Source organism: Deinococcus hopiensis KR-140, from assembly GCF_900176165.1.
GTDB classification, from domain to species: Bacteria; Deinococcota; Deinococci; order Deinococcales; family Deinococcaceae; genus Deinococcus; species Deinococcus hopiensis.
In genome coordinates this window covers 237,661-259,888 of sequence record NZ_FWWU01000006.1, presented here as the reverse complement: position 1 = coordinate 259,888, position 22,228 = coordinate 237,661, and the positions used below count along the sequence as shown (strand labels likewise).

General features: G+C 62.1%; 21 protein-coding genes and 1 pseudogene. 9 read left to right on the top strand and 13 right to left on the bottom strand.

The window, feature by feature from the left end; translation table 11 throughout:
* Positions 1-182: 182 nt before the first annotated feature.
* The 3 genes from B9A95_RS36900 to B9A95_RS07880 all read right to left on the bottom strand — a co-directional run bounded on the left by B9A95_RS36900 (position 183) and on the right by B9A95_RS07880 (position 2,572).
* Positions 183-497, bottom strand: coding sequence for a DUF7669 domain-containing protein (locus B9A95_RS36900; protein ID WP_425429918.1), 315 nt, complete (start codon positions 495-497; stop codon positions 183-185).
* Positions 498-1,076: 579 nt separating this feature from the next.
* On the bottom strand, positions 1,077-1,664 hold the full coding sequence (locus B9A95_RS07885) for a ZIP family metal transporter (protein ID WP_245808187.1): 588 nt from the start codon (positions 1,662-1,664) through the stop codon (positions 1,077-1,079).
* Positions 1,665-2,155: 491 nt separating this feature from the next.
* The gene (locus tag B9A95_RS07880) at positions 2,156-2,572 is read right to left on the bottom strand and encodes a response regulator (RefSeq protein ID WP_084046372.1); all 417 of its coding nucleotides are present in this window, start codon (positions 2,570-2,572) and stop codon (positions 2,156-2,158) included.
* A gap of 585 nt (positions 2,573-3,157) precedes the next feature.
* Here B9A95_RS07880 and B9A95_RS07875 point away from each other — a divergent pair.
* From B9A95_RS07875 to B9A95_RS07860, 5 genes are all read left to right on the top strand, one after another.
* Complete coding sequence (locus B9A95_RS07875) at positions 3,158-3,703, top strand: hypothetical protein (protein WP_139806581.1); 546 nt, start codon at positions 3,158-3,160, stop codon at positions 3,701-3,703.
* Positions 3,704-3,858: 155 nt separating this feature from the next.
* Positions 3,859-4,140, top strand: coding sequence for a hypothetical protein (locus tag B9A95_RS07870; RefSeq protein ID WP_084046370.1), 282 nt, complete (start codon positions 3,859-3,861; stop codon positions 4,138-4,140).
* Between the two features lie 502 nt (positions 4,141-4,642).
* Positions 4,643-4,780: a hypothetical protein gene (locus B9A95_RS33420; protein ID WP_170928511.1), complete on the top strand. Its 138-nt coding sequence runs from the start codon at positions 4,643-4,645 to the stop codon at positions 4,778-4,780.
* Positions 4,781-5,095: 315 nt separating this feature from the next.
* Complete coding sequence (locus B9A95_RS07865; RefSeq protein ID WP_084046369.1) at positions 5,096-6,343, top strand: serine hydrolase domain-containing protein; 1,248 nt, start codon at positions 5,096-5,098, stop codon at positions 6,341-6,343.
* A gap of 764 nt (positions 6,344-7,107) precedes the next feature.
* Complete coding sequence (locus tag B9A95_RS07860) at positions 7,108-7,398, top strand: hypothetical protein (RefSeq protein ID WP_084046368.1); 291 nt, start codon at positions 7,108-7,110, stop codon at positions 7,396-7,398.
* A 653-nt stretch (positions 7,399-8,051) separates the two neighbouring features.
* Here B9A95_RS07860 and B9A95_RS36895 read toward each other — a convergent pair.
* The 5 genes and pseudogenes from B9A95_RS36895 to B9A95_RS07835 all read right to left on the bottom strand — a co-directional run bounded on the left by B9A95_RS36895 (position 8,052) and on the right by B9A95_RS07835 (position 11,079).
* Positions 8,052-8,210: a hypothetical protein gene (locus B9A95_RS36895; protein WP_245808186.1), complete on the bottom strand. Its 159-nt coding sequence runs from the start codon at positions 8,208-8,210 to the stop codon at positions 8,052-8,054.
* Positions 8,211-8,348: 138 nt separating this feature from the next.
* Positions 8,349-8,564, bottom strand: coding sequence for a hypothetical protein (locus tag B9A95_RS36890; protein WP_425429923.1), 216 nt, complete (start codon positions 8,562-8,564; stop codon positions 8,349-8,351).
* A gap of 8 nt (positions 8,565-8,572) precedes the next feature.
* Complete coding sequence (locus B9A95_RS35175; protein WP_245808185.1) at positions 8,573-8,767, bottom strand: hypothetical protein; 195 nt, start codon at positions 8,765-8,767, stop codon at positions 8,573-8,575.
* A gap of 657 nt (positions 8,768-9,424) precedes the next feature.
* Positions 9,425-9,517, bottom strand: a pseudogene (locus B9A95_RS35170) (IS5/IS1182 family transposase); the annotation flags it as partial.
* An 812-nt stretch (positions 9,518-10,329) separates the two neighbouring features.
* On the bottom strand, positions 10,330-11,079 hold the full coding sequence (locus tag B9A95_RS07835) for a spermidine synthase (protein WP_084046367.1): 750 nt from the start codon (positions 11,077-11,079) through the stop codon (positions 10,330-10,332).
* Between the two features lie 840 nt (positions 11,080-11,919).
* On the opposite strand from B9A95_RS07835, the gene B9A95_RS35165 reads away from it, so the two are divergent.
* The 3 genes from B9A95_RS35165 to B9A95_RS07820 all read left to right on the top strand — a co-directional run bounded on the left by B9A95_RS35165 (position 11,920) and on the right by B9A95_RS07820 (position 14,000).
* Positions 11,920-12,252 carry a transposase gene (locus B9A95_RS35165; protein ID WP_245808184.1) on the top strand — a complete coding sequence of 111 codons (333 nt, stop codon included), beginning with the start codon at positions 11,920-11,922 and terminating at the stop codon, positions 12,250-12,252.
* Positions 12,253-12,569: 317 nt separating this feature from the next.
* Positions 12,570-12,890: a transposase gene (locus B9A95_RS36885; RefSeq protein WP_084046366.1), complete on the top strand. Its 321-nt coding sequence runs from the start codon at positions 12,570-12,572 to the stop codon at positions 12,888-12,890.
* Between the two features lie 336 nt (positions 12,891-13,226).
* Positions 13,227-14,000 (top strand): IS982 family transposase, encoded by a 774-nt coding sequence (locus tag B9A95_RS07820; protein WP_084046365.1) that lies wholly within the window; start codon positions 13,227-13,229, stop codon positions 13,998-14,000.
* Positions 14,001-14,316: 316 nt separating this feature from the next.
* Here B9A95_RS07820 and B9A95_RS07815 read toward each other — a convergent pair whose 3' ends face one another.
* Complete coding sequence (locus B9A95_RS07815) at positions 14,317-15,234, bottom strand: MBL fold metallo-hydrolase (RefSeq protein WP_084046364.1); 918 nt, start codon at positions 15,232-15,234, stop codon at positions 14,317-14,319.
* A gap of 539 nt (positions 15,235-15,773) precedes the next feature.
* On the opposite strand from B9A95_RS07815, the gene B9A95_RS07810 reads away from it, so the two are divergent.
* Positions 15,774-16,067, top strand: coding sequence for a DUF1330 domain-containing protein (locus B9A95_RS07810; RefSeq protein ID WP_084046363.1), 294 nt, complete (start codon positions 15,774-15,776; stop codon positions 16,065-16,067).
* A gap of 809 nt (positions 16,068-16,876) precedes the next feature.
* Here B9A95_RS07810 and B9A95_RS07805 read toward each other — a convergent pair.
* From B9A95_RS07805 to B9A95_RS07785, 4 genes are all read right to left on the bottom strand, one after another.
* Entirely contained in the window at positions 16,877-17,884 is a 1,008-nt protein-coding gene (locus B9A95_RS07805; protein WP_084046362.1) for an HD domain-containing phosphohydrolase, read from the bottom strand.
* Positions 17,885-18,686: 802 nt separating this feature from the next.
* Positions 18,687-19,493 carry a class I SAM-dependent methyltransferase gene (locus B9A95_RS07795; protein ID WP_084046360.1) on the bottom strand — a complete coding sequence of 269 codons (807 nt, stop codon included), beginning with the start codon at positions 19,491-19,493 and terminating at the stop codon, positions 18,687-18,689.
* A gap of 484 nt (positions 19,494-19,977) precedes the next feature.
* On the bottom strand, positions 19,978-20,610 hold the full coding sequence (locus tag B9A95_RS07790) for a hypothetical protein (RefSeq protein ID WP_084046249.1): 633 nt from the start codon (positions 20,608-20,610) through the stop codon (positions 19,978-19,980).
* A gap of 96 nt (positions 20,611-20,706) precedes the next feature.
* Positions 20,707-21,108: a DUF6006 family protein gene (locus tag B9A95_RS07785; protein WP_084046359.1), complete on the bottom strand. Its 402-nt coding sequence runs from the start codon at positions 21,106-21,108 to the stop codon at positions 20,707-20,709.
* Positions 21,109-22,228 lie beyond the last annotated feature (1,120 nt).

The following is a 22,228-nucleotide window of genomic DNA, read 5'->3' as shown; positions in this document are numbered from 1 at the left end:
CTTGCCAGTCCGGGAGCAGCAGGCAGCAGGTGACCTGGGCGAAAGGCAGGGCGTGAAGCGGCCGGGTACGGGGACCCGCCTTTCCTACAGCCCACGCCCCATCTCACGCTGGCCCTCGCCCGGGTGTTGCCTTCTCTTCAGGCCGTTTTCCAGGGCGAACGCGTCATCCGCTGGGCTCCATTTCACGTTGCGTCCTTCGCGGAGCAACCGCCGGAGGTGCGCAAGCTTCTCCCCGTGACGTTCCGGCAGCCCCACGTACATCCGTTGATCCGGTAGCGCCCTGGACGGACACGATCCAGGTCCGGGTACCGCACGTTGGCAGACCGTGCCGAAATTCGGCACATGGTGGCCGTCACGTGCGTGCGGATGGCCTGGGGTGAGAAGTGCGTTCCCTGTGCCCGCATCATCTCAAGCAGGTCCGTACGCTTGAACGTTTTGTCCAGACTCTGGCGAGCCAGGGTCCGGGCAGCCTGCAACACCTGAGAGCGGCAACCCATGGCCCCGGTGTGGAACCCAAACCCGGCAAAGGCAGGAGAGAACGTTTTCCTTCAAAATTCCTGAGCAACGCGTGAGCCCGCTTAAGGGACGTTCAGCCCACACCCATTTGGAGCGTGTGTCAAAGTGCAGACTTCTTTTTGACCGGGAACGGCGAGCGAACTGCGCATGACGAGCATGGCGCCGCGCGCGGAAGGGCAGTCCCCACGGCGCCATTCTCCCCCATGCCCTAACTTCTTCCCCCCCTGGCCCCGCGAGCCGCAGAGCGTCCGGCGCGACTCCGGGCAGGGCCCACTTCACCCCTGGAGGTCCACATGATCTGCAACCGCACCATCCTGCGCCTCCCCCTTCTGCGGCGGCTCTCCCCCATCACACCCGGAAGCCCACCACAAGCGGCACGGCGCAGATGGAGAGCGGCCGTTCACGCGCGCACGGCTTGCCCATGGCCGCTCGGTCCTGGACTCCATCCCCGGTGCAGGCGGCCGCCTGCGCGGGGCGGCCCTGACCCGGCGTAGCCGCTCTCCTGGCCTGAGGCAAGGCCCCTTTGGGCCCTACCAGCGCAGATCCTGCCTGAGCAGCAGTCACAGATGACTCAACGTGAAGGCCGCGAGGAAACCGCACGTCGTCGCCAGGCCAATCATGGCGCCACCCTCCTCAAACGCTTCCGGCAACATGGTGGAAGACAGCATCGTCAGGATCGCTCCAGCTGCGAACGCCTGAATCCCCGACGTCACGTTGGGACCGGCACCGCGGAGAAAGAGATACCCCAGCCCTGCGGAAATGGCGCTCAGCAAGGCAATGGAGGTCCACATCAACAGGATACGAGTGGGATGATGTCCAGCACGTTTCAACCCGGCGCTGGCACTCAGGCCCTCCGGGATATTGCTCAGGAACACGGCGGCGAGAAAAACCCAGCCGACCTTGCCTCCTGCAAGCAGGCTGACGCCAATGGCCATGGATTCCGGGATACCGTCCATCAGGGTTCCGAGCACGATGGCAGAGGCATTGCCGTCCTGCTGCTGTCCGGCGCTGCGCTTACGGTGTTTTCCTCCAGCGCGGTTGATGGCCAGGTCGCCCAGAAAGAAGGTGACCGCGCCCAGCAACAACCCGGTGGATACGGCACCAAATCCGCCCTTGTCAAATGCTTCGTCCATCAGTTCAAAGGCCACGCTGCTGACGAGGACCCCTGCACCCAGGGCCATGATCAAGGCGACCACCCGCTTGCTGATGGGGGCGTACAGTCCCAGAACAGCGCCGACGATGAGGGATGATCCCCCCGCAAGTCCCCAGAGCGCTGCAAGCCACATCTTCCGATTCTCGCACTTTCGTCTCGGCTGTATGGGGTGCCAGGCCGGGAGCCACCCGCGCTCGGGGGCGTCATCTTCCCGGTTGCGCCCCTGGAGCACCGTGTGGCGGCTTCAGGGCTGCTCTTCTCCCCGGACGTCCCCCGGAAGGGGCAGGCGTTGAGCGCGCGGTCCTGGTGCGCGCGAGCAGTACGGAGACTCCGCTCGCGCGGGGTTTGTCCGTTTCATCAACCAACCCGAAGACCGCCGGTGTGCTTTCCTTCATACCCGGAACACGGTTCTCTCCTTCTCTGAACCCCTCCGCAAACCGTTCAATCGGCGTCCGGACCAGGCATGCGTCCTCCGCACGGGATTTCTCAGGGCAACGCGCGTTTCGCACCCACCGGGCGCGCTGCCCAGAGGCCCCGCACCAATTCCAACAGCGCCTCATAGGTGTGCGGCTTCCCCACATACGCGCTCGCCCCCAGCGCCTGCATGTGGGCCACGTCCCCCTCCTTCCACCCCACACTCCACGCCACCACCTGCGTGCCCTGAAGGCTGTTTCCCAGCGCTTGCAGGACCTCCTCACCTGAAAGACAAGGCATGTTGATGTCCATCAGCACGAGCTCGGGCGCAGGAGCCTGCTGAAGACGGAGGAGCGCTTCTTGACCATCGCGCACCACTTCATACAGAGGGGGAATGCCCAGTTCCTCCAGGGCCATTTCGAGGAGCAGGAGCTCCGAGGCGTTGTCCTCCACGACGAGTAGCCAGGGCGTCTCGGTTGGGGACGTCATGCGTTTACCTTATCCCAGTTCCTGGGGTTCACGTTCCAGGGCCTGGGAGGGGCGGCCCTTCGCGCCCCTTGCCCGGCGGCGCCTTCCCAGGCAGAGGTGACGCCCGGCTCCACAGGCGAAGTTGGTGGTCACAGGTTCCCGCACAGGGCGCGGGCAGCACGGCCGTGACCAAAGACGTACCAAACAGGGGTCGGCCAGACGATTGCGCGCCTGACACGCTCAAAGTCGCGCGGCTGGCGCTCTGGAGACGTGCTACTGTGGCGGGTACCCTGGCAGGCACCCAAAGCGCGCGCCCAAAGGTGAACGCCCCAGTGGTTCCAAGCACCGAGGCGTTCACAGTTCCCAGAGTTTTTGGTGGGCTCTGACACCACAACCCAAAGTGTTGAGGCTCGTCCCCATGTTAGTGGCCATCGGGACTCGGGTCAATCACGTGCAGTACAGGTGAAGGCGCCACGGCGGAAGCCGGAACCACCTCGCCGCCCCACTGGGGTGGGCCGTTCGGGGACAACGACAGTGAGCATTCGCAGGCGGAAAAAAGAGCGGCAGTTCACGCAGCTCAACAACGCGGCCATCCGGAGACCCGACATGTCTCTCAAAGCCAAAGGTCTCCTCGCGGTCATGATGAGCTGCCCTGAGGATTGGCAGTTCTATATGGGCTGGCTGGAGAAGCAGAGCAAGGACGGAAAAGAGGCCCACCAGTCCGCGGTGAAGGAGCCCGAAGAGCACGGGTACGTGGTCCGGCAGCGCGTCAACGACGAAAAAGGGCGGCTGAGCTGGGAGTACGTCGTGGATGACGAGCCGGTGGAGAAACCCGAAGCGGCCATGGAGGGGAAACCCGGCCATGGTGAAACCAGGCGTCCCGTTTCCACCACGCACGGTAGACCCGCCCCTGCGAATACGGAGTCCACAAAGACGGACTTCACCAATACTGGTTCCACGAAAACCCAGACATCATCCGCCTCTGGAGTGTTCCCGCACGCTCTGGTTCAGGATGATGACCACACGGCTGTCGCCGAACCCCAAGGAGACGTGAATATCCACTTGACCCTGGAAGGTGGCGAGGGGGGGCGCCTGACGGGTTTGGACAGACGGGCAAGGTGGGGAGCGAGCATCCCAACGCCCCACCCTTGAGAAAGTTCCGGGCGCGGCGGGCGGCGCGGCCCTGCTCGCCCTGGTCCCGGTCCCCCGCGGCGTCCTGACCTCCCGGCCTGCCCGCGATCCGGTCACCATGCGCCAGCTGCGCGCTGCTGTTTTGCAGCAACGAGAGTCGCCTCGCGGAACTCCAGGTGCAACTCGCCAGGAGCGCGCCCTCGGGCACTCCCCGCGCGCTGTTCACCCGCCTGACCGACGCCGAGATTCAGCAGGCCGTGGACGCTGCCCGGCAGGACATGCCGCTGGACACAACGTCGCGTGGCTTCGAGACGCTGGCCCGGCTGGGCCTGGACCGCCTGATCGGTGAGCCCCTAAGCCTGGAGATGATCACCGGCCTGTCACAGGTGGGCATCGCCCCGGCCCCCAAGCAGCCCAGCCGCGGAGGAAGCGCCACCGCCCTCTCCAGTCTCCATTGAGGTCGACAGCCGCTGGGAGCACAAGCGCGTGGAGGACAAGGTCGTTACCGTCGTCGCGTTCGGTGGTCCCAAGGTAGAGCTGCACACGGGTGAGAAACTCGCTTCATTCCTGCTGATGAAAGATTACCGGCGTGTTCACTGACTTTCGCGTTCAGCACGACAGAAGGGGGGGAGTGGGTGGTGATGGCTCAGGAGGGCACGATCCTCGGGACGCCCGCCGGGGGACACCCCGTTCGAATTCCCCTTCCACGTTCCCTGAGAAGCAGGTGCGCGTGTCTGCAACGTCCACTGTTCCGGAGCGCCGTCCCGTTCTGGGGAACGCACGCCTCACCGGGTGACCGCGGGGAGCCTGTTCCTGGCTGCCCACAGGGGCGTGCTGTACGTCTCCCCAGTCCCCCCGGCACGGTGATCACGGACGCGGACCGTGAGGCTGCCCGGTCCCTGTACGCCGCCGGTCCACTGCCCATCCACCCCTGCCCCGGCCTGACAGGAGCACACCAATATGGGCAAGAAACCCCACATCCTCACCTACGAACAGACCCATCCCCCTCACCTTGCCACCGCTGACGCCTTGGCCGCCGAGGGTCTCAAGGCCACCCGGGACCAGCTCCCCACCGCCCTCCTGAAGTACAAGGGCTAAGGATTGAGGACCCCTCAGCGCCCTGTACGAACGCGCCCTCTGGGTCCCCATCGAGCAAAAGCCTGAGGCTTTGCAACCTGCTCCGGCCCCGCGCACGGCGTCCTCGTGAACGGCTCGCCCTGTTGCTGAAAGGAGCCCCTGGGTTTGCACGGGCATGTGGCGGCTAAGCCCGCGTGACACCCGCACGTCGCAAACGTCCACCACAAAAGGGAGGTCACCGGCTGAACGTGTACGGATCACCAAGGGGGAGCAGATCGCCGCCGGCCGTTCCTGACAGGGCCACACGCCTTCTTGTGATATGGGTTGAAGGCAGCGATGACGCACCGTGGACTTGCCTCTCGAATCAGAACCACACTCCCGTACGCCGCGTCTGCGGCGCTTTTGGTGCTGTTTGGCCTGGTGCTGGCGTACGCCGCCGCGGTGGTGGCGGCCAACGGCTGGTCACAGAGCCTGCGCATCCTCCGGTGGGGGTTTCCAGGTGTGACGAGTTCCGCGCAGTTTCCTCAACGGGTGGTGCCGACCATTCCTCATCCGCAGGAGCTTCCTCAGCACCTGCTGACCCATTTCCCTCAGGACGTGATCCTCCCCGGGCACAACGGGTCCAGGGTCAACCTCGAGCAGTTCCTCCGGGACACAAACACCCGCGCGTTTATCGTGGTGCGCGGCGATCAGGTCATCTACGAGCGGTACTTCCACGGCTCGAACCACGCGTCGCTTCAACTGTCGTTCTCAACGGTAAAATCCCTGATGTCCACCCTCGTGGGCATCGCCATTCAGGAAGGGAAGATCCGCAGCGTTCAAGACCAGGTGACCGAGTATCTCCCCGAGCTCAGCGGTCGCGGCCTTGACGCCCTGACCATCCGCGATCTCCTCACGATGTCCTCGGGGATTCCCTTCCAGAACGCCGACGTGTTTCCTCTGCTCGCGCCCTTCACGGACGAAGCGAAGTTGTTTTATACGCAAGACGCACGGAGGCGCGCCCTGGGCGTTCATGCCGGGCCAGAACCCGTTGGCAAGTACTTCCGGTATAACGATTATCATCCTTTGCTGGAAGCGGTGATTCTGGAGCGCGTGACGGGCCGCAGCGTCTCAGCGTACCTGTCAGAGAAACTTTGGAAGCCGCTCGGCATGACCGCGCCGGCATCCTGGAACCTGGACAGGCCGTCGGGGATGGAGAAGACCGAGGACGGCCTGAACGCCCGCGCAATTGATTTCGCGCGCTTCGGGTTGCTGTTTCTCCACCATGGCCGCTGGCAGGGACGGCAGCTGGTGCCGCGGGCCTGGGTGGACGAGGCCGTCACCTTTGATCCGTCGGATCAGCGTCCCTGGCGTGTGTCGGCCTACTGGCCAGCACAAGGAGGGTTTTACAAATACCACTGGTGGGGCCTACACGGCACTTCCGGGCCCGATGACTACTTTGCGCTGGGTCACCTCGGACAGGTGATTTACGTGTCCCCGGCACATCATGCGGTGGTGGTGCGCTTTGGAGGTGAATCCCGCCTGGAGCAGGCGTGGCCGCTCGCCATTCGCCGTCTCCTGAGTCAGGTGCCTGTGCAGCGCTGAGGCATGGGCTTCTCGTACGGATTCGGGTGTATCCGCGGTGCAGCCACAGGCCAGCCCGGACGAGCAGGAAAAGACGAGCAGGAAAACGGTGACGCAGAGGCGTGGAATCACCGAAGCGAAGTGGACTTGCAAAGCTGCGCAGCGGAGGGGACGGAACGGATGAAGCCGCAAACCGTATCAGACTGCGGCGTGGGCTTGTCCTCCACCGGTCAGGCCCGGGCTGGTGGCCGTGAAGGTACCGGTCTCCACCCCGTCGCTGCACGTGACCTCGGGGGACATCGGCACCGGGGACCGCGGCCGTGTAGGCCGGGCTGCTGCACGCAGGCCCACTGCCGCATCGGTTGCTGGTGCTGGAGCGCAACGTGCATCACCGCACCCTCAGTCAGGACGGCGGGACCGTGACGGTGGGGACCGTACGTGAGCGCGCCACCCAGGTCCTCAGAGGGTGTTCTCCCTGGAGCCAGGTACCAGGGCAGCCGCCGGTCGAGGCGGGTTTGTGAAGGCCGCCCTGCTGCTGGCTGACCCTTCCTACCGCGAGCGCTGCGGCCCACCGGAGCCTCACGGTCACCTTTTATCAGCCACCACCGAAAGCCCTTGGGCCTGTGAGACAAGGCCCTCAGGGCACTTCAAATCCACCGCGGTGGGCCGAAGTCTGCGCCGCGCGCTGCCTTGCGGGACGCGGGTGCAGGTCAGACAGCAAGGGTGGGAAGCCGTGTTGCCGCTGCTGATCGTTCATCCAGGAGGCCGAGCGCCAGAAGACCCAGTTGGACCGGGACCTGCAGGACGGCCTCCGCCACGTGGGCGACAACGAGGAACGCCGCCTCGCCGTGCGCTGCGAGTACGGGGGGCAGCGGACCTTCCTTGCTCAGCAGGCCAGCCAGCGGCGGGAAGCCGAGGACCTCCGGGCCGAGAACATCCGGTACCGCGACGAGACCACCCGTCTTAAGGACCTCGGGCTGCTCGATCAGTTCGGGGAACAGGCCCGGCAGGACCGCGCGCCGCACACCTTCGCAGTTGTAGTTCAAGATTACCCCGGAGAAAACAAATTAAGCTGACCAACAAAAAGAAACGTTTTCTCCCAATCCGTCCTCCCTTCAGCCTCCGCGCTGGGCAGGGGCCGCGCCCTTTCCCGAGGTCCTGATACCTGTTGAACCCCGCATTGCCGGGATCCTCCGATCGCGCGCTGAGCGGGGCATTACCTTCACCAAGACCGAGACGCCTGCCCTCAGGCCCCAGAGCACCGTTTCCACCTCACCTGTTCCCCAGATGCCGTCCCTGAATTCCCTGCCGCTTGTCGAGACACCCACGGACGACGGCGAGCTCTCGGCGCTGCTGGACGGGTGCTGCCCCGCATAGACGCCCTGGTCCAGAAGGCGATTAGCAACGTACGTGCCGATGGGCGGCCAAGCATGGCTGAAGCGTTGGCCCTGGCCACAGAAGTGCGCAACATCGTTTCGCTGGTGATTGGCCAGATGCTGCCCCAGATCGAGGGCACCTCGGCCCGCAAGCTGTTGAGCCTGGTGCTGGCCGTGTTGCGTCAGTACAACAACCCCTCCCTGCCCCTGCCCCCGTGTGGCCCTACCTCACGGTGCAGACGCTGCGTGGGCTGGTCCGCGGTCTGGAACCGGCGTACACGAGCTGGATCAAGCCTCGGCTGCAGAAGTAAGGCACGGACAACTTGCGCCATTTATTAGACCTCTTGCGAAAGTCATGATCGGCAAGCTTGTGTGAGGTTGCACAGGGCCGCGGTGAGCTGAACCCGGAGCGCAAACCGACGCCGCCGATGTCGGTACATGCCCTGCAACACGCGAAAGATCTTCATGCGACGAATCACATGCTCGATTGCCTGCCGGATATAGGTCAGCACGCGGTTGTCCTGGCGCTGCTCCGCGGACAGAGGTGGGCGCTCGCGTCGCCTTGTGATACGGGACAATAATGATTGTCACTCATATAGCTACGAAAGTCATATCTATTTAAGTCTTCTTAGACGTGATCTGTGTCCTCATCACATATCTAGATATATACAGGAATCATTTTGGTTCCCCATGAGGAGTGATGGCGTGCTGTGGCTTCTCCACAAGCCCTGGTACCCAGCATCTCCAATCAGCGCCGTTTGGTGAGGAAAACGGACGTCTGACGAACCCAACAGCTTCAGGTCGTGAACTGCTCCAGCGCTTGTGGCGGTGCTCAGGATGCGCTGCGTCACGGTGCAGATGATCAGCTGAAATTTCAGGGTGTGGCACTTTTTCTTCCCGCTGTACCAAGCGCGCTGCTTTTTTTGGGCCGTTCACAGGGCACTTCAGCTGCATCGACCGCAACGATGCTGTACACGAGTTGCGCTTCCTGAAACACGCGTTTCTTGGGCATCTGGAACCGTGCACTGGCGATCAGAGCCGCTTCCACGCGTTCCACCGTGCGGTGCACGCCATGCTCATGCACGTCCCAGTCGTCTCCCAGGTGCGCGAAGGTACGCTACTCGCGCCAGAACTCCAGCGTCATCAGCAATTGTTCCGCCACGCTGAGCGCGGCTGGACGCCCAGACTTCTTCTTCCGCCCTTCGCGTCGCATCAGCACCTCTTCCATCTCGGCAAAGGTCTCCGGGTAGACCCCGGTGCGTCGACGAAACTACTTGCGGTTCATCTTTAGCGTGCGTGCCAGACGGTCTCGCTCCAGCCTGCCAGCTTAGCCCACCACTTTCGCAAGAGGTCTAACTGTACTTCGGGGAAATTCAGAGGAGTATGCATATACTGTCTGGCACGGCATTTATGGGCCCGTGCACTGTTGAAACCACTTCGTGCTGTGGGTCAGGGAAGGAGCGACCGCCCTTCAATCTGGCGGAGGAATGGGGGTACGGCCCCACTCGTGAAGCCCAGAGCCGGGGGTTCAACACGGCACCGTTTGCCCCTGAGCGCTCAGGCCTACAGGACTGGGTCACGTCCAGGACAGCTTCGGCGTGGCCCGTGAATATTCCCCTAAGTACAGCTAAAGTGCGTCTGAAAAAGGTCAGGGTGGACCTTTGGCCAAACGGCGGACCATCAAGCGGATCCTCACCTCGTAGACAAGGTTTTCAGCCGTCTCCGGCAGCGCTTCATCGTCCCTGGCCATGCGCCTGGATTTCCAGGGCCAGGCAAAGGTCCGCTCCACGACCCAACGCCGTTTCAACACTATAAAACCCTTGGGCACCTCCACACGTCGTGGAGGTGCGCCTTTCGGTGCCCAGGTGCTTTGCCGGCCTGACCAGGGATTCCAGCGTCCAGTCGAGAAACGTTCCCTGTTCTCCTGCCAGTTTTCCGGTGTATCCCGCATCCGCCCACGGGTGCTTCATTCGGGGAAAAACATTTGGTGCCCCCTCGCAGGAGGAGGACCGCGCCCGCGCGGGGGAAGGACGTCCGCTTCATGCACTTTGATCGCCATGACGAGGCAGGGCGTATCCACGAGCAGATCACGCTTCCTTCCATTGACCTTCTGACTGCCGTCGTCACCACGTGGCCCCTCCGCCTCGGTGGTTATGACCGATTGGCTGTCAATCATTCCAGCACTTGGTGTCTCAGGGCGTCCTTCTCGCACCCGGACGACCTTCACGTAATTTGGTCTGCAACGCTTTCCACACGCCTTGCCGCCTCCACATCCTGTGCGCGTGGTCGGTTGTTTGCCAGGGGGAAAGATCGTGAGGCCGTCGCCCGCCAGGCCACGACCTCCGCGGAGGACGGAGAAGATGCTCTCCAGAATTTCTTGCAAAGACCACTTGCGCGGTCGACCCACAAGCAATTCAGGTGGGGTCAGCGGCTGGAGGACGTTCCACCTGGCATCGGTGAGGTCGTTTGGGAGGTCACGCCCGCGTCACGCGGGCACCACCTCCGCCCCATCATCCCTCCATCCTCTAATCAGGCAAAACCCGCTCCAGCACGTTTTTCAGTCGCACTTTAGAAACAACAACTCCGAGAACGAGGCAATCCCGACGAACGATTGCTCGCGTTCCAGCCACGTTAGGGCCGCGCACTTCGCTTGCGACGCACCCGCTTTGGGGATTGAGTCTGGCCAGCGGCCACATCGGGTGTCCGGTGCGCTAACCATATGGTGTGGTAGGCGCCCTTGCCAGGGCGGGCACGCACCGTTCGCACGTCTACCCGGAAGCCTGCTCGCCGGAGACGCTGCGTAAATCGGTGATCTGCTGCAGCTGACCAGATGGCAAGCACGCCCTCAGGCCGTAAGGTCCGCCGCGCGGCAGCCAGTCCAGGCGGCGAGTAGAGCCAGTCATTTCCGTGGTGCGTCATGCCATGAGGGCCATTGTCTACGTCCAGCAGCACGGCGTCATAGATTGCGGGTCCTTGTCGCAGCAGTTCAGCGACGTCACCCACATGAATGTGGGCACGGGGATCCTTAAGGGGGAAGGCGGCGCACTCGCCCAGCGGCCCCCTGTTCCATTCCACGACCTCCGGCACCAATTCGGCTACCGTAACCACGCTGTTTGGTCCTAATGCCTTCAGGGCAGCAGCAAGAGTAAAGCCCATGCCGAGGCCTCCAACGAGGACATGCGGCTCTGGGCGGTCCACAATCACTGCGCAGCCCAGCTCGGCCAGGGCATCTTCAGAAGCGTGCATGCGGCTGTTCATAAGCTCGCTAACATAGCCCGAGATCTTGATTGAGAACTCCAGCTGTTCTCCGCGGCGATATAGACACAGGTCCTGCTGCGTGCCGGGAATGGCCGCGCGGGCCAGCGGAACCCAGGGAATCAAGCGAAGTCCAACAGGAGCTGAGCAGAATTGAGAAACACGGAAGAGGTCCAGGGGTACGCAAGCATCGGCTGACTCTACTTGTCTCTGCCATCCCCCAATAGGTCCTCCTGCTTAATTTTAACTTCCTTATTGATCACGGCGTAGGTTCGCACCGGTCCTCCGCACCCCGGGTCACGGGGAAAATGGCCAGCACGCAGAACGTCCCACTGGAATTCATACCGATTTATACCGCGATCAATAAAGTGCGACTGAAAAACGTGCTGGAGCGGGTTTTGCCTGATTAGAGGATGGAGGGATGATGGGGCGGAGGTGGTGCCCGCGTGACGCGGGCGTGACCTCCCAAACGACCTCACCGATGCCAGGTGGAACGTCCTCCAGCCGCTGACCCCACCTGAATTGCTTGTGGGTCGACCGCGCAAGTGGTCTTTGCAAGAAATTCTGGAGAGCATCTTCTCCGTCCTCCGCGGAGGTCGTGGCCTGGCGGGCGACGGCCTCACGATCTTTCCCCCTGGCAAACAACCGACCACGCGCACAGGATGTGGAGGCGGCAAGGCGTGTGGAAAGCGTTGCAGACCAAATTACGTGAAGGTCGTCCGGGTGCGAGAAGGACGCCCTGAGACACCAAGTGCTGGAATGATTGACAGTCAATCGGTCATAACCACCGAGGCGGGTGGGCCACGTGGTGACGACGGCGGTCAGAAGGTCAATGGTAAGGAAGCGTGATCTGCTCGTGGATACGCCCTGTCTCGTCATGGCAATCAAAGTGCATGAAGCGGACGTCCTTCCCCCGCGCGGGCGTGGTCCTCCTCCTGCGAGGGGGCGCCAAATGTTTTTCCCCGAATGAAGCACCCGTGGGCGGATGCGGGATACACCGGAAAACTGGCAGGAGAACAGGGAACGTTTCTCGGCTGGATGCTGGAGATCGTGAAGCATCCCTGGTCAGGACAGCAGAGCACCTGGGCACCGAAAGGCGCACCTCCACGACGTGTGGAGGTGCCTGCGGGATTCGTGGTGCTGAAACGCCGCTGGGTCGTAGAGCGGACCTTTGCCTGGCCCTGGAAATCCAGGCGCATGGCCAGGGACGATGAAGCGCTGCCGGAGACGGCTGAAAACCTTATCTACGAGGTGAGGATCCGCTTGATGGTCCGCCGTTTGGTCAAAGGTCCACCCTGACCTTTTTCAGACGCACTTTAAGACTCCTTCTCGTGCTCATCCGGAACTTTGAAAGGTGCTTACAGAAAAGGGGGTGGGCGCAAAGCCTCCTCCTTCAGGGGTGAGCGATCGATCGGGCCCACGCCGCCCGACAGGGGAGTGCTGCTAAAGCCGGAACCCGGTGCGGAGGGCGTGGCAGTCAGGAAACTGGAGCTGGCAGGCCCGGCGCCTACGTTGTGTATGTGCCGCAGGGCGACCGACACAACCGCACTGGTGTCCCGCACATCTATGATCACTTCGTTGGATGCCCTGGAACATTTGTCCGAAGAACGCCGTGAGTGGAAGGGCACCCCTCACGGCTCTATTCTCCCCAAGCCTCTTTCAAACTCGCCCACTGGGCTCGGGCAAAAAGAAGTCCGCACTTTGACACATGCCCGGAGCGCAGACGGAAGGTTTTGGTCGGCTTGGTGACGAGACGTCTGACCGAATTATTGACCGAGACGTGTGGAGAGAAGGGGGGGGAAATCATGGGACCTGAGGCTCTGCCCGCCCACATTCTCCTGTTTCTCGGCACGGGGGTGGATGTTTCCCCGGCTCAGGTGATGCACGCGCCGGAGGGATACATGCCGCAGGTTCTCCAAGAGGAGCTCCCCAAGTGAACACCCTCGCCGCCCTGTGGCTCGTTCCTCCTGGGTCAGCACCGCGTGGAATCACAGAAGCGGACTTGCAAAGCTGCGCAGCAGAGGGACATAACAGATGATCCGAAAACCATATAGGACAGGCAACTGGGGAAAAAGCTGGCTGGCCACCGTGAACTGACCCTTAGTACTACAGTTGCAGTTGCTCCAGGAACCTGTTGTTCAAGGGCTTTCTTTCACCAGTTACCTCCCGAGAATTCCCGTGTTTGAGAGACGGAATCGCCAACTGCAAACGCCGTTTAGGGCTTGAGGCTGGGGTAGCCGAGTAGGACGGAGACGAGGAAAAATGGAGACGGTATGTGCAGATACCGTCTCCATCATAGTTTAGGTCGTCGTGCGGTGATTCGTCAGCTCCACCGTTGGGCGAAGCGGCACTTCAGCGATCAGAAGCGATTTAAGCATCAGAAGCTGACGGATGCCCTGCTCGTGGCCCTCTTGCTCGCTCGCTTCGTGTTCAAGCAGCCGTATCGCTCGATCTGGTGGAACATGTTGAGGGAAGACCGCGTCGGTCTTCCCTCCTACACCCAGGCGTACATGCGAAGCGTGCGTCTGCTGGAACGCCTCGAAGCCTTGGTCAGCCCCGCCAAACGCTGTGCAGAAGTGATCATTGACTCCATGCCGCTCCCGGTGTGTCGCCCGAAACGAGGCAAGCGGTGCAAGTTCCCGGGAGCGAAATGGGGGTTTGGGACCCAGGGCGACGTGTACGGGTACAAGCTGCATGCCTGGGTGACACCCGCAGGGGAGATCGTCCAGTACCTCCTCAAACCCGCCAATCTTCACGACACCACCGTCAGCTATGAGTTGAACCGGAGGTGGCCTGAGTTCGGCGGGCCAAAGATCATTGGGGACAAGGGCTATTGCTGCCTGGGCTACCTGTTCCCACCCAAGAAAAACACCCGCTATGACAACGGGTGGCGGCAAGACCGCCACCCAAAGCTCCGCAAACGCATTGAAACCGTCTTTTCACAATTGGTCGAAGCTCAAATTCGCTCCGTTCAGACCAAAACGCTTCCCTCTCTCCGGCTCCGCGTCGTCCTGGCCGTCCTCGCCCATAACCTCGCTCAGCCCTAAACGGCGTAGTATACCTCCGAAGAAGAGATTGCCAAATGGATTTACGGATGGAATCCAGACGACTAAATAGCCTGATGGGTTAATGGGCTCCATATCTATGAATCACCCGGGAAATGTTTATGCGGCGCGACGAACCACTCCCCACCGATAACTTTCTGGTCAGCGGGCAACAACTTCCGGCCCTTGATACAGTTACCGAATCTTCCTTTCTCTTCCGAGGGCTCCGCTGCGGTGATTTCGCGCCTCCCCAGCACCGTTTTTCCTGCTCGCTCCGCTCAGGTGAATCCGTTATGAAATAACAGATTCACCTGAATCCTTATAAGAGATTGAAACGCATCAGGTCGCGTCCGACGGTGATCTTCCCTCTGTAGATTTCTGACATTCCCGCTGTGTACGCCACTTCAGCCTCCGGCGTCGCCTGGGGCACAGGGATGTGGTGCGTAAGGACCAGGTGTTTGACCCTCGCGTCCTGAGCCACTTGCGCTGCTTCGAGCGTGGTGGTGTGGTACTTCGCCGGGTTGGTCACTTGCACAGCCTGTGCCGGATTCTCAGCGGCGATCTCACTCAACCACTGCCCGTTGTAAGCATCATGGATCAAAAGGTCCGCTTCGTGAGCGTGGCGGACAGTATTCGGCACTGGGCGGGTGTCACCGCTGATCACCACACGACGTCCACGGTACTCAATGAGGTATCCCAAGGCGGGGTGTACGGGCCGGTGGTCCACCTCGAAGGCCGTGACCCGCACGCCACCTTCATCGAACGCGACACCCGCATTCTGCTCGAAGAATTCAACGGAAGCGCCCTCGGCCTCAGATTTATTGTAAGCCACGCGCAAATCTATGTCGTAGGCCAAAGCGCGGTAGAACCCGCCGACAATCTCCTGGGTACGCGTTGGACCATAGACACGCATAGACCGGCTCCGGCCATTGATGACGCCAACGTGAGTCCGCCAACTGCTGATGAATAAATCTGGGAAACCAGCGTTATGGTCGTAATGGTGATGGGTGAAAAACACGTCCCGGATGCGTTGCGGCATGAGGCCGGACGCGATGAGTTGCCGAACGGTGTCACTGCCGCAATCAAACAAGAGGACCTGCCCCGCCACAGCAACAGCCACTGCGGGTTTGGCCGCTCCAGGGTAGGCGCGAGGGGTTCCCGTACCAAGTAGCGTGACGCTGAACCCGTCGGAGGTCAGTGGCTCAATGGGGGTGGGTTGAATAAATGGATTGGGCATGAGGGGACCTCCTTGATCCTTCGGGCATGCTACTGACTCCACCTGTGCAGCCGTTTTCCCTGTATGGGGCGAAATCAGCCCGACGCCTCATACGGTTTGGGGATCATCCATGTCGTCCCCTCTGCGGCGCCGCTCTGCAAGTCCGCTCCGGGGCTTCCACGACTCTGTGTCGCCGTTTCGCCTGCCCCCTCTGCGGCGCCGCGTTGCACGTCTGCTCGGGTTGGCCCGTGTTTCATCACGGATGAACCGGAATCCTCATCAGGGCTACAGAGCAGGGATGAAACTGGGCCAGGTCTCCCGGTTCTTTCGCTCGCCCAAGAGGTGTTGGGTGGTCAGGGCCGCACAGGGACGGCTGGACCGCCCTACCAGAGCGGTTGGCTTGCTTCAACGCGTCACGGCCCCGCGCCGGGCTGGGCCCATAGCGTGAGGAGTCATCGAACGCCTGACGCCGGGTCCAACCGTTGACCCCCACCGGCCACGGCCCTGCTTGTTTCAACGAGGGTTTTCGCGGTACGGGCCAGCCTTTGTAGACTGCCAAGGTGCCTGCCTACGTGATTGTGAACACGCGCGTTTCTGATACCACCCGCATCCAAACGTACCGTGACCTGGCCGAGCAGTCCGTCAAGCAGTTTGGCGGCCACTACCTGGTGCGAGGAGGTCGCCTCCGTGTGCTGGAAGGTTCATATCACCCTGAGCGGATGGTGCTGGTGGAGTTCCCGACCCTAGACCTTGCAGAGGCGTGGTATGCCTCCGAAGCCTACGGAGAGGCCAAGCAGGCCAGAGAAGGCATTGCTGAGTTTGACATGGTGCTCGTTGAGGGTCTGCCGCTTTGAGTGTAAGCTCGACATCGTCAACGGGTATCAAAAGACGAGCGCCCAGCGCCACGGCAACGGATGTCCGCGCAGGCCGCCTACAGCGCCCCGAACTGGAATGGTGGCGCGGCGGCTCGCGCTCGGCGTGGCAGGTCAGCCAACTGCACACAAGGAAGGGGAACAGCGGTGAGAAAACGCGCGGAACGCTGAAGAGCAATTAAAAATGCGCATTCGGTCTCCCATCTTCGTTGACAGCGGTGCAGTACTCCAGAAGGACAAATCCGGGGCCGGCAGGAGGCCCTCACCCTGTGGGGAAAGTGTGTCGACCACGCGCGTCCAGCAGCCGTAGACCCAGAGGCGCCCGAACATACCCCAGACCTCGTCAGGCTCCAGAGTTTGGTCACCCCGGCGAAACCGTGTGGCGGAAAAGCCCCCCTGCCCGGCAATGGCCGCCGGTGAAGACGACGGGGACGAACGCGGCGCAGCAGAGGGGGCTGCAGGTCTGGCTGGCTAAGGCATACCCTCTTCGGATCATCCGTTGCATCCCCTCTGCTGCGCCGCTTTGCAAGTCCGCTCCGGGGATTCCGCGCCTCTGCGTCACCGTTTTTCCTGCTCGCTCCGCTGGGATAAGTCCGTGATGAAGTAATAATTCACCGCAATCCTTATCATTTCACCTTTGACCAGCGAGGAGGCGAAGACTTGAAGCGCCACACCATGCTGCCCTGAATGCCGGTCTCCCCCACTGCCCCAAAGCGTGACGCAGCCCGGTCTGTGCACCCCGAGCCGCAAGACCATCGGCGGCAAGGGCGCGGCCACCCTGAAGGAAAGCGTTAACCCGTAAGGGACGAGACCACAGGAAACAAAGCGAGAAAAGCGTCCACCACTTCAGCGTCAAATTGCCGTCCTCTCTGGGCACGTAACTCATCGACCGCAGCCTGGTGCGACCAGGCACGCTTGTAGGGCCGTTCGCTGGTCAGGGCGTCATAGACGTCGCACACGGCAAAAATTCGCGCCAGGAGGGGGATGTCCGTACCAGCGAGGCGGTCTGGATACCCTGTGCCGTCCCAGCGTTCGTGATGGTGCCGAATAACGTCCAGCGCCAGGCGGGGCAGCGTTGGAATGCGAGAGGCGATCTCATAGCCGTTGTGCGCATGGGTTTGCATCAGGGCCCATTCCGCGGCGTCCAGGCGGCCCGGTTTGAGGAGCACGGCGTCTGGGATGGTGAGTTTGCCGAGGTCGTGCAGACTGGCACCGTGCTTGAGTTCGGTAAGCATCACGGCATCCAGACCGAGGGCCTCTCCCAGTTGCAAGCTGTACTGCATCACCCGCAGGGTATGGCCGGAGGTCTCCAGATCGCGGGCTTCCAAGGCAATGCCGAGTCCGAGCAGGCCACCTTCGAGGGTTGCCTGGAGGCTGAGGTTGAGCGCTTCAAGGTCCTGTTGCGCGCGCTTGAGGTCGGTAATATCCGCGATAACGGCGATCACAGAGGTGGCTGGCCCGGACCGTGTGGGCAGCAGGGAAACGCGGGAGCGGGACCAGACGATTTCACCGTCTGCACGGACGTAACGCTTTTCCAGGACGGCCAGGGACGTGTCACCTCGGACGACCTGCTGGAGAGCGTCGATTGTCCGGGGAATGTCCTCAGGATGGGTGAGGACCGTGACGTTCTGCCCGGTGATGACTTCGGCCGAGCGACCGAAGAAAGCCGCGCCATTGGCGTTGATGCGGCGGATGCAACCGTCGAAATCGATCTCCAGGAGGCCGACGCCAGCGTGGTCGAACAGCAATTGATAGTCGAAAGTGTCATTCGGACTGAGGGTAACAACGGGCAGGATCATGTGCTGGGGGCCTCCGAAAGGAATCCATGTGGATCACACGGGAGGACCAGGCAGCCCTCTTTATCTCTTGCCAACCTTATGACTTGGCATATAACGAAAACCTTCGAAAAATGTGTTCTCCTTCATCTACTCTCTTCAGGATTGCCGGCTCCATGGGCCACATCGCTGCGGTCTCTCCCGAGGACCTACCCCAGGAACCAGAGCGAGGCGGAACTTGGGAAAGCAAAGGCGCTACGCCAGAGGCGCCGAGCACCTCAGCACTTTCCCATGCTCCATAAGAAAAGAGGCGACCCGAAAGCCACCTCTCCGGCGAAAGCGGGGGACGGGCCCAGACCCATCCGGCGGCCGGCACCATCCCCCCGCGCGTCCATGTTGGGAAGGTGGACGCGCTCGCCTTTTGGCCGGCCCAACCCCCAGCGCACGGGTTGCAAATGCCCGGCGTACTGCAGGGCCGACGCCTGCTCCTCGGGGACATGGACCATGGGGACATGGACCATGGGGCGTCACGGTGCTGCTGGGGTTTCCTGGGGACTGGGTGGCCGAGGGGTGGACCGTTCCTTTGCTTTGGGGGTGTCCGGGCGCCTCCTCTGTGGAACCCGCTCGCGCGGGTGTGCGGACATCTTTCGGTTTGGGCTCCATGGCGCTCGTCCTCGTCTGAGACGATCAAAAGCCATTCTTATGCCTGCTCAGGTTCAAAAGGCGGCGCCCACCCGCCAAACTTCATTCCTGCATGCCGAGCAGGGCCGCGATGTGGGGAGCGCGAAGCGGAACAGTTTTGTAGGACCTGCCAGAGGGTGAGCGCCTAGCGAATTGCACAGATAACGTATGCCTGAAGCTTCCCTTCGACTTCCCCGGAACCGAACTGCTCGGTCACCGCTCTTGTCGCTACGGTCGTCGCTGCGTCAAGTGTGCCTGGGCCACGTGCCTCAAGTTCAGTGCGCATAGGTGTGCCCCAGCAGAAGGCGACTGTGGGAATGTGGGGAGAGGCAGCCGAACTGACCTTGGCGACGATGGTGACCGCAGGGTTACGCGTGAATCCAGCCAACGCAAGGTCCTGAGCGATGACAGCCGTATCGTGGTATCCATGCGGGACGCTCTTTACAAACCGGAGGGGGTTTTGCGGAAACAACGTGTCAACGGCCTTAACGACTGTGCATGCAAAATCGTTGTATTCAAGTCCTGCCCAAACGCTAAAGATGAGCTGCCCACCCGGGCGCAATACCCGCCGGGCTTCTGCCAATGCTTGGGCCTTCTCCGGAAAGAACATCACGCCAAATTGGCAGACCACCGTGTCGAACTCAGCATCCGGGAAAGGAAGCTTCATGACATCGGCCAACTGCCACGTCACGTGCCGTACAGTTCCTCTGCCTATTGCTTGATCGAGCATCGCTTCGCTCAGGTCAGTCGCAACGATGGACGTGGATGGCGGCAATGCTTTTGCCAGTTCTCGGGTCACGGCCCCTGTACCCGCGGCCACTTCAAGAACCCGCCGAGGTTGAACGGCAACGGTACGGGCAGCGAGGTCCACCGCGTACGGTTGAAAGATGAGTGGAACGAGGTACTGTTCGTACAGTTGAGGAATCGAGCCTACGAAAGTCGGCTGTGACATGTAAGGCCCTCCATCACAATACGTGTTGACGAACGTGCTGGCTGAACTTCCACTTCTCTGCTCTTCGGGCAGGCGTCCCTAAACCTGTTCCTACACGCTCTGCTTCACCAAAGCCAGTCCACCTGGTAAGCGGTCGCCCTTCTTTCAGACCCCTTTCAGACCACCGAAGACCCGATTCCTGTCGCTTTCTATAAACGTCATCTTAAAGCATTTGTCAAGCAGAGGACTTCTTTTTGACCGGGCAGAGCGCGCGAACTTGAATGCGCATGGGGAAGAATGGAGAGCCGTAAGGGGTGACCTTCCACGCGCGGCGCACTACGGACAACTGCGCTAAGTCTGGCGCCCGCTCTGCCCGACGTGACGTACAGTTGGTGAAGCGGAGGTGTTGGGGCCGCGCAGCACCTGACTTTCGGATGAGGGCGAAATGTGCTGGGGCGGGCGAGGGGGGCCGGAGGTGGGACCGCAGGGTCTGCCAATGACCGCGTCACCGAACGCGTCTGGCCTCTGCCTGGGCGTTGTCGTCGTGCGCCTGCTGACGCGTTGCCGGCGCGACGCACACGGCGTCACCGTCATACGCGTCGCGCCAGACATAGCCTGGAAGGCAGGCGGCGCTGTTGGGCTGCTGACGGGCCGCCGCCTGGCTGTTGTCGAGCGTTGCCTGGTCGCGTACGGCGGGGGTCACGCAGACGTGATCTCCCGGGACCGTCTCGCGCCACACGTAGCCTGGAAGGCACGTCTCCGGCCCAGAGGAGAGGACCAGGCGGGACTGGGCCTGGGCATTGTCCGCTCTGGCCTGCGTGCGGGCCGCGGGCAACACGCACACGGCGTCGCCCGCGTACGCTTCGCGCCACACGTAGCCCTGGCGGCAATTGCGTGATCCCGGCAGGTGGCGCCCAGGTGCCTGGCGGTTGTCGGCGGCCACCTGGGCACGAACTTCTGGCGTGACGCACACCAGATCACTCGGCGTGGCCGCCCGCCACACATACCCTGGCAAGCAGGTATTCGGCCCGTAAGGCAGGCGGGTGGCGGCCTGCGCTGGCGGCGTGACCAGGGTCAGGAGCGGTGCGGCCAGGAGCAGGCCGCGGACGGTGATGGAGCCGAGCTGGGTCAGGTTCATGGGGACCTCGTTGGGTTGGGGGCGCTACGGCTAAGGGCCGCGAGCATGGGTGGGTGGACGTCGTAAGGCCGCCTCTTCTCTTCAAGCCAAATGCGCTCAGCCTCTGCCCTGAACGCAGTTCAGGGGGTACGCGTTGCCGCGCCACACCGTGTTCCCATTCGCTACCCGGGTGTCGCGGTTATAACGCAGGAACCAGCGGGTGTTGTCGCCCGTGTACGTGAAGCGCAAATCAGGGCCAACAGCACTTCGGTCAGTGAGTTTGACCCAGGGTCCGTTGCCGTCCTTGAACCATCCGCGAATAGCGGCGCCGCTGGACGTCGAGCAGGTATCGCCGTTGCAACTCGTTCGGGAGTCGTCCACGACCTCCCAGACCATCTGGGCGGCGCGCCCATCGATCACGCAACTCCAACGGCCGAAGTACCATGCACCTGCCACTTGTGAGGCGTACGAAGCAGACGTCAGGGAGAAGACAGCCAGTGTCATAAGAGTGCGTTTCATAGGTAAACCTCCAGAAGGGGGTGAATGGGCGACTGGTTTCTTGACCTGCGTAGAGTGTGAATGGGGAGCTGTCCCAATGTCATGGGACAGCGCTGTCCCATGCGGGAGGACCAGAAAGAGGAGTTGTACATTTGATCTGGACGCCATTTGGCGACCTGTAGGTTCAAACGCCGGGGGTCACCGTGCCGGCACGCTGCGACGACAGGGGACGGTGGCAGAAATTGAGGCCATCCCCAGCCCGGCCAGTCCACGTCGGAAAGAGGTCGCAGCCCAACTGGTCAGCAGCACCGCAGGACATAAGGCCGTGGGACGCCCCAAGTGTGCGCGGCAGGTCCCGCACCCGATGCAGCTTGGAAGCCGAACGGAATTCATCGGCATAGAAAAAGGCCATCCGATAAGGATTCCGCTTGATTCGTGACACAGCCACGGACCAATCCGAGCGGACGTGCAGCGCTGCGGAGCAGAGCGAGCAGGAAAAGCGGTGACACAGCGGCGTGGAAGCGCCAGAGCGGATGGGACGGATGATCGAGAGACTGTAGGGGTGTGTTTTTCAGTTGCATACCCGTTCTCCCAATAGATGGGTATGCCCACCTGCCCGGCTCGGCTGGCCCTGGAAAAATTTCACCGTCTCTGACGCGAACTGCCCTGGAGTGGTCCCACGTGGAGGTTACATCAGGGCTGAAAAACGCCGATCTGGCCCTGCATGTGCAGACTTTTGTCCGCATCCCAGTGCATGTCATTGACTTTGCGTGCATTCGGCGCTATGTTGAAGAAATCAAGGCGGCCTCCGGGTCGCCTTCTTCTTTGGTTTTCCGCGGCTGCAGGGGTCCTCTCCCCTGTCCTCTCCTGGTGGCGTGGCGCCCGTGACCATGACCCTCTCCATCCACATGCCCTGGTATGCGCCGGAGCGTGGCGCTGCGGACTGCTCGGGACAAGACGGCGGAAGTGAGCGCGACGCGGCCGCCTGATGGGCCTTTGCACGGGCGCAGGCATGGGCCGATCAGACATGCAAGTGAACGGGCCGAGCGCGAGTCCTTCGCCTCTTTGGCTTTGCGGGACACCCTGGCGGTCCCCAGATCCGGCGGGCATTCCGCTGCCACGTCCACGGCCCACAATGTTG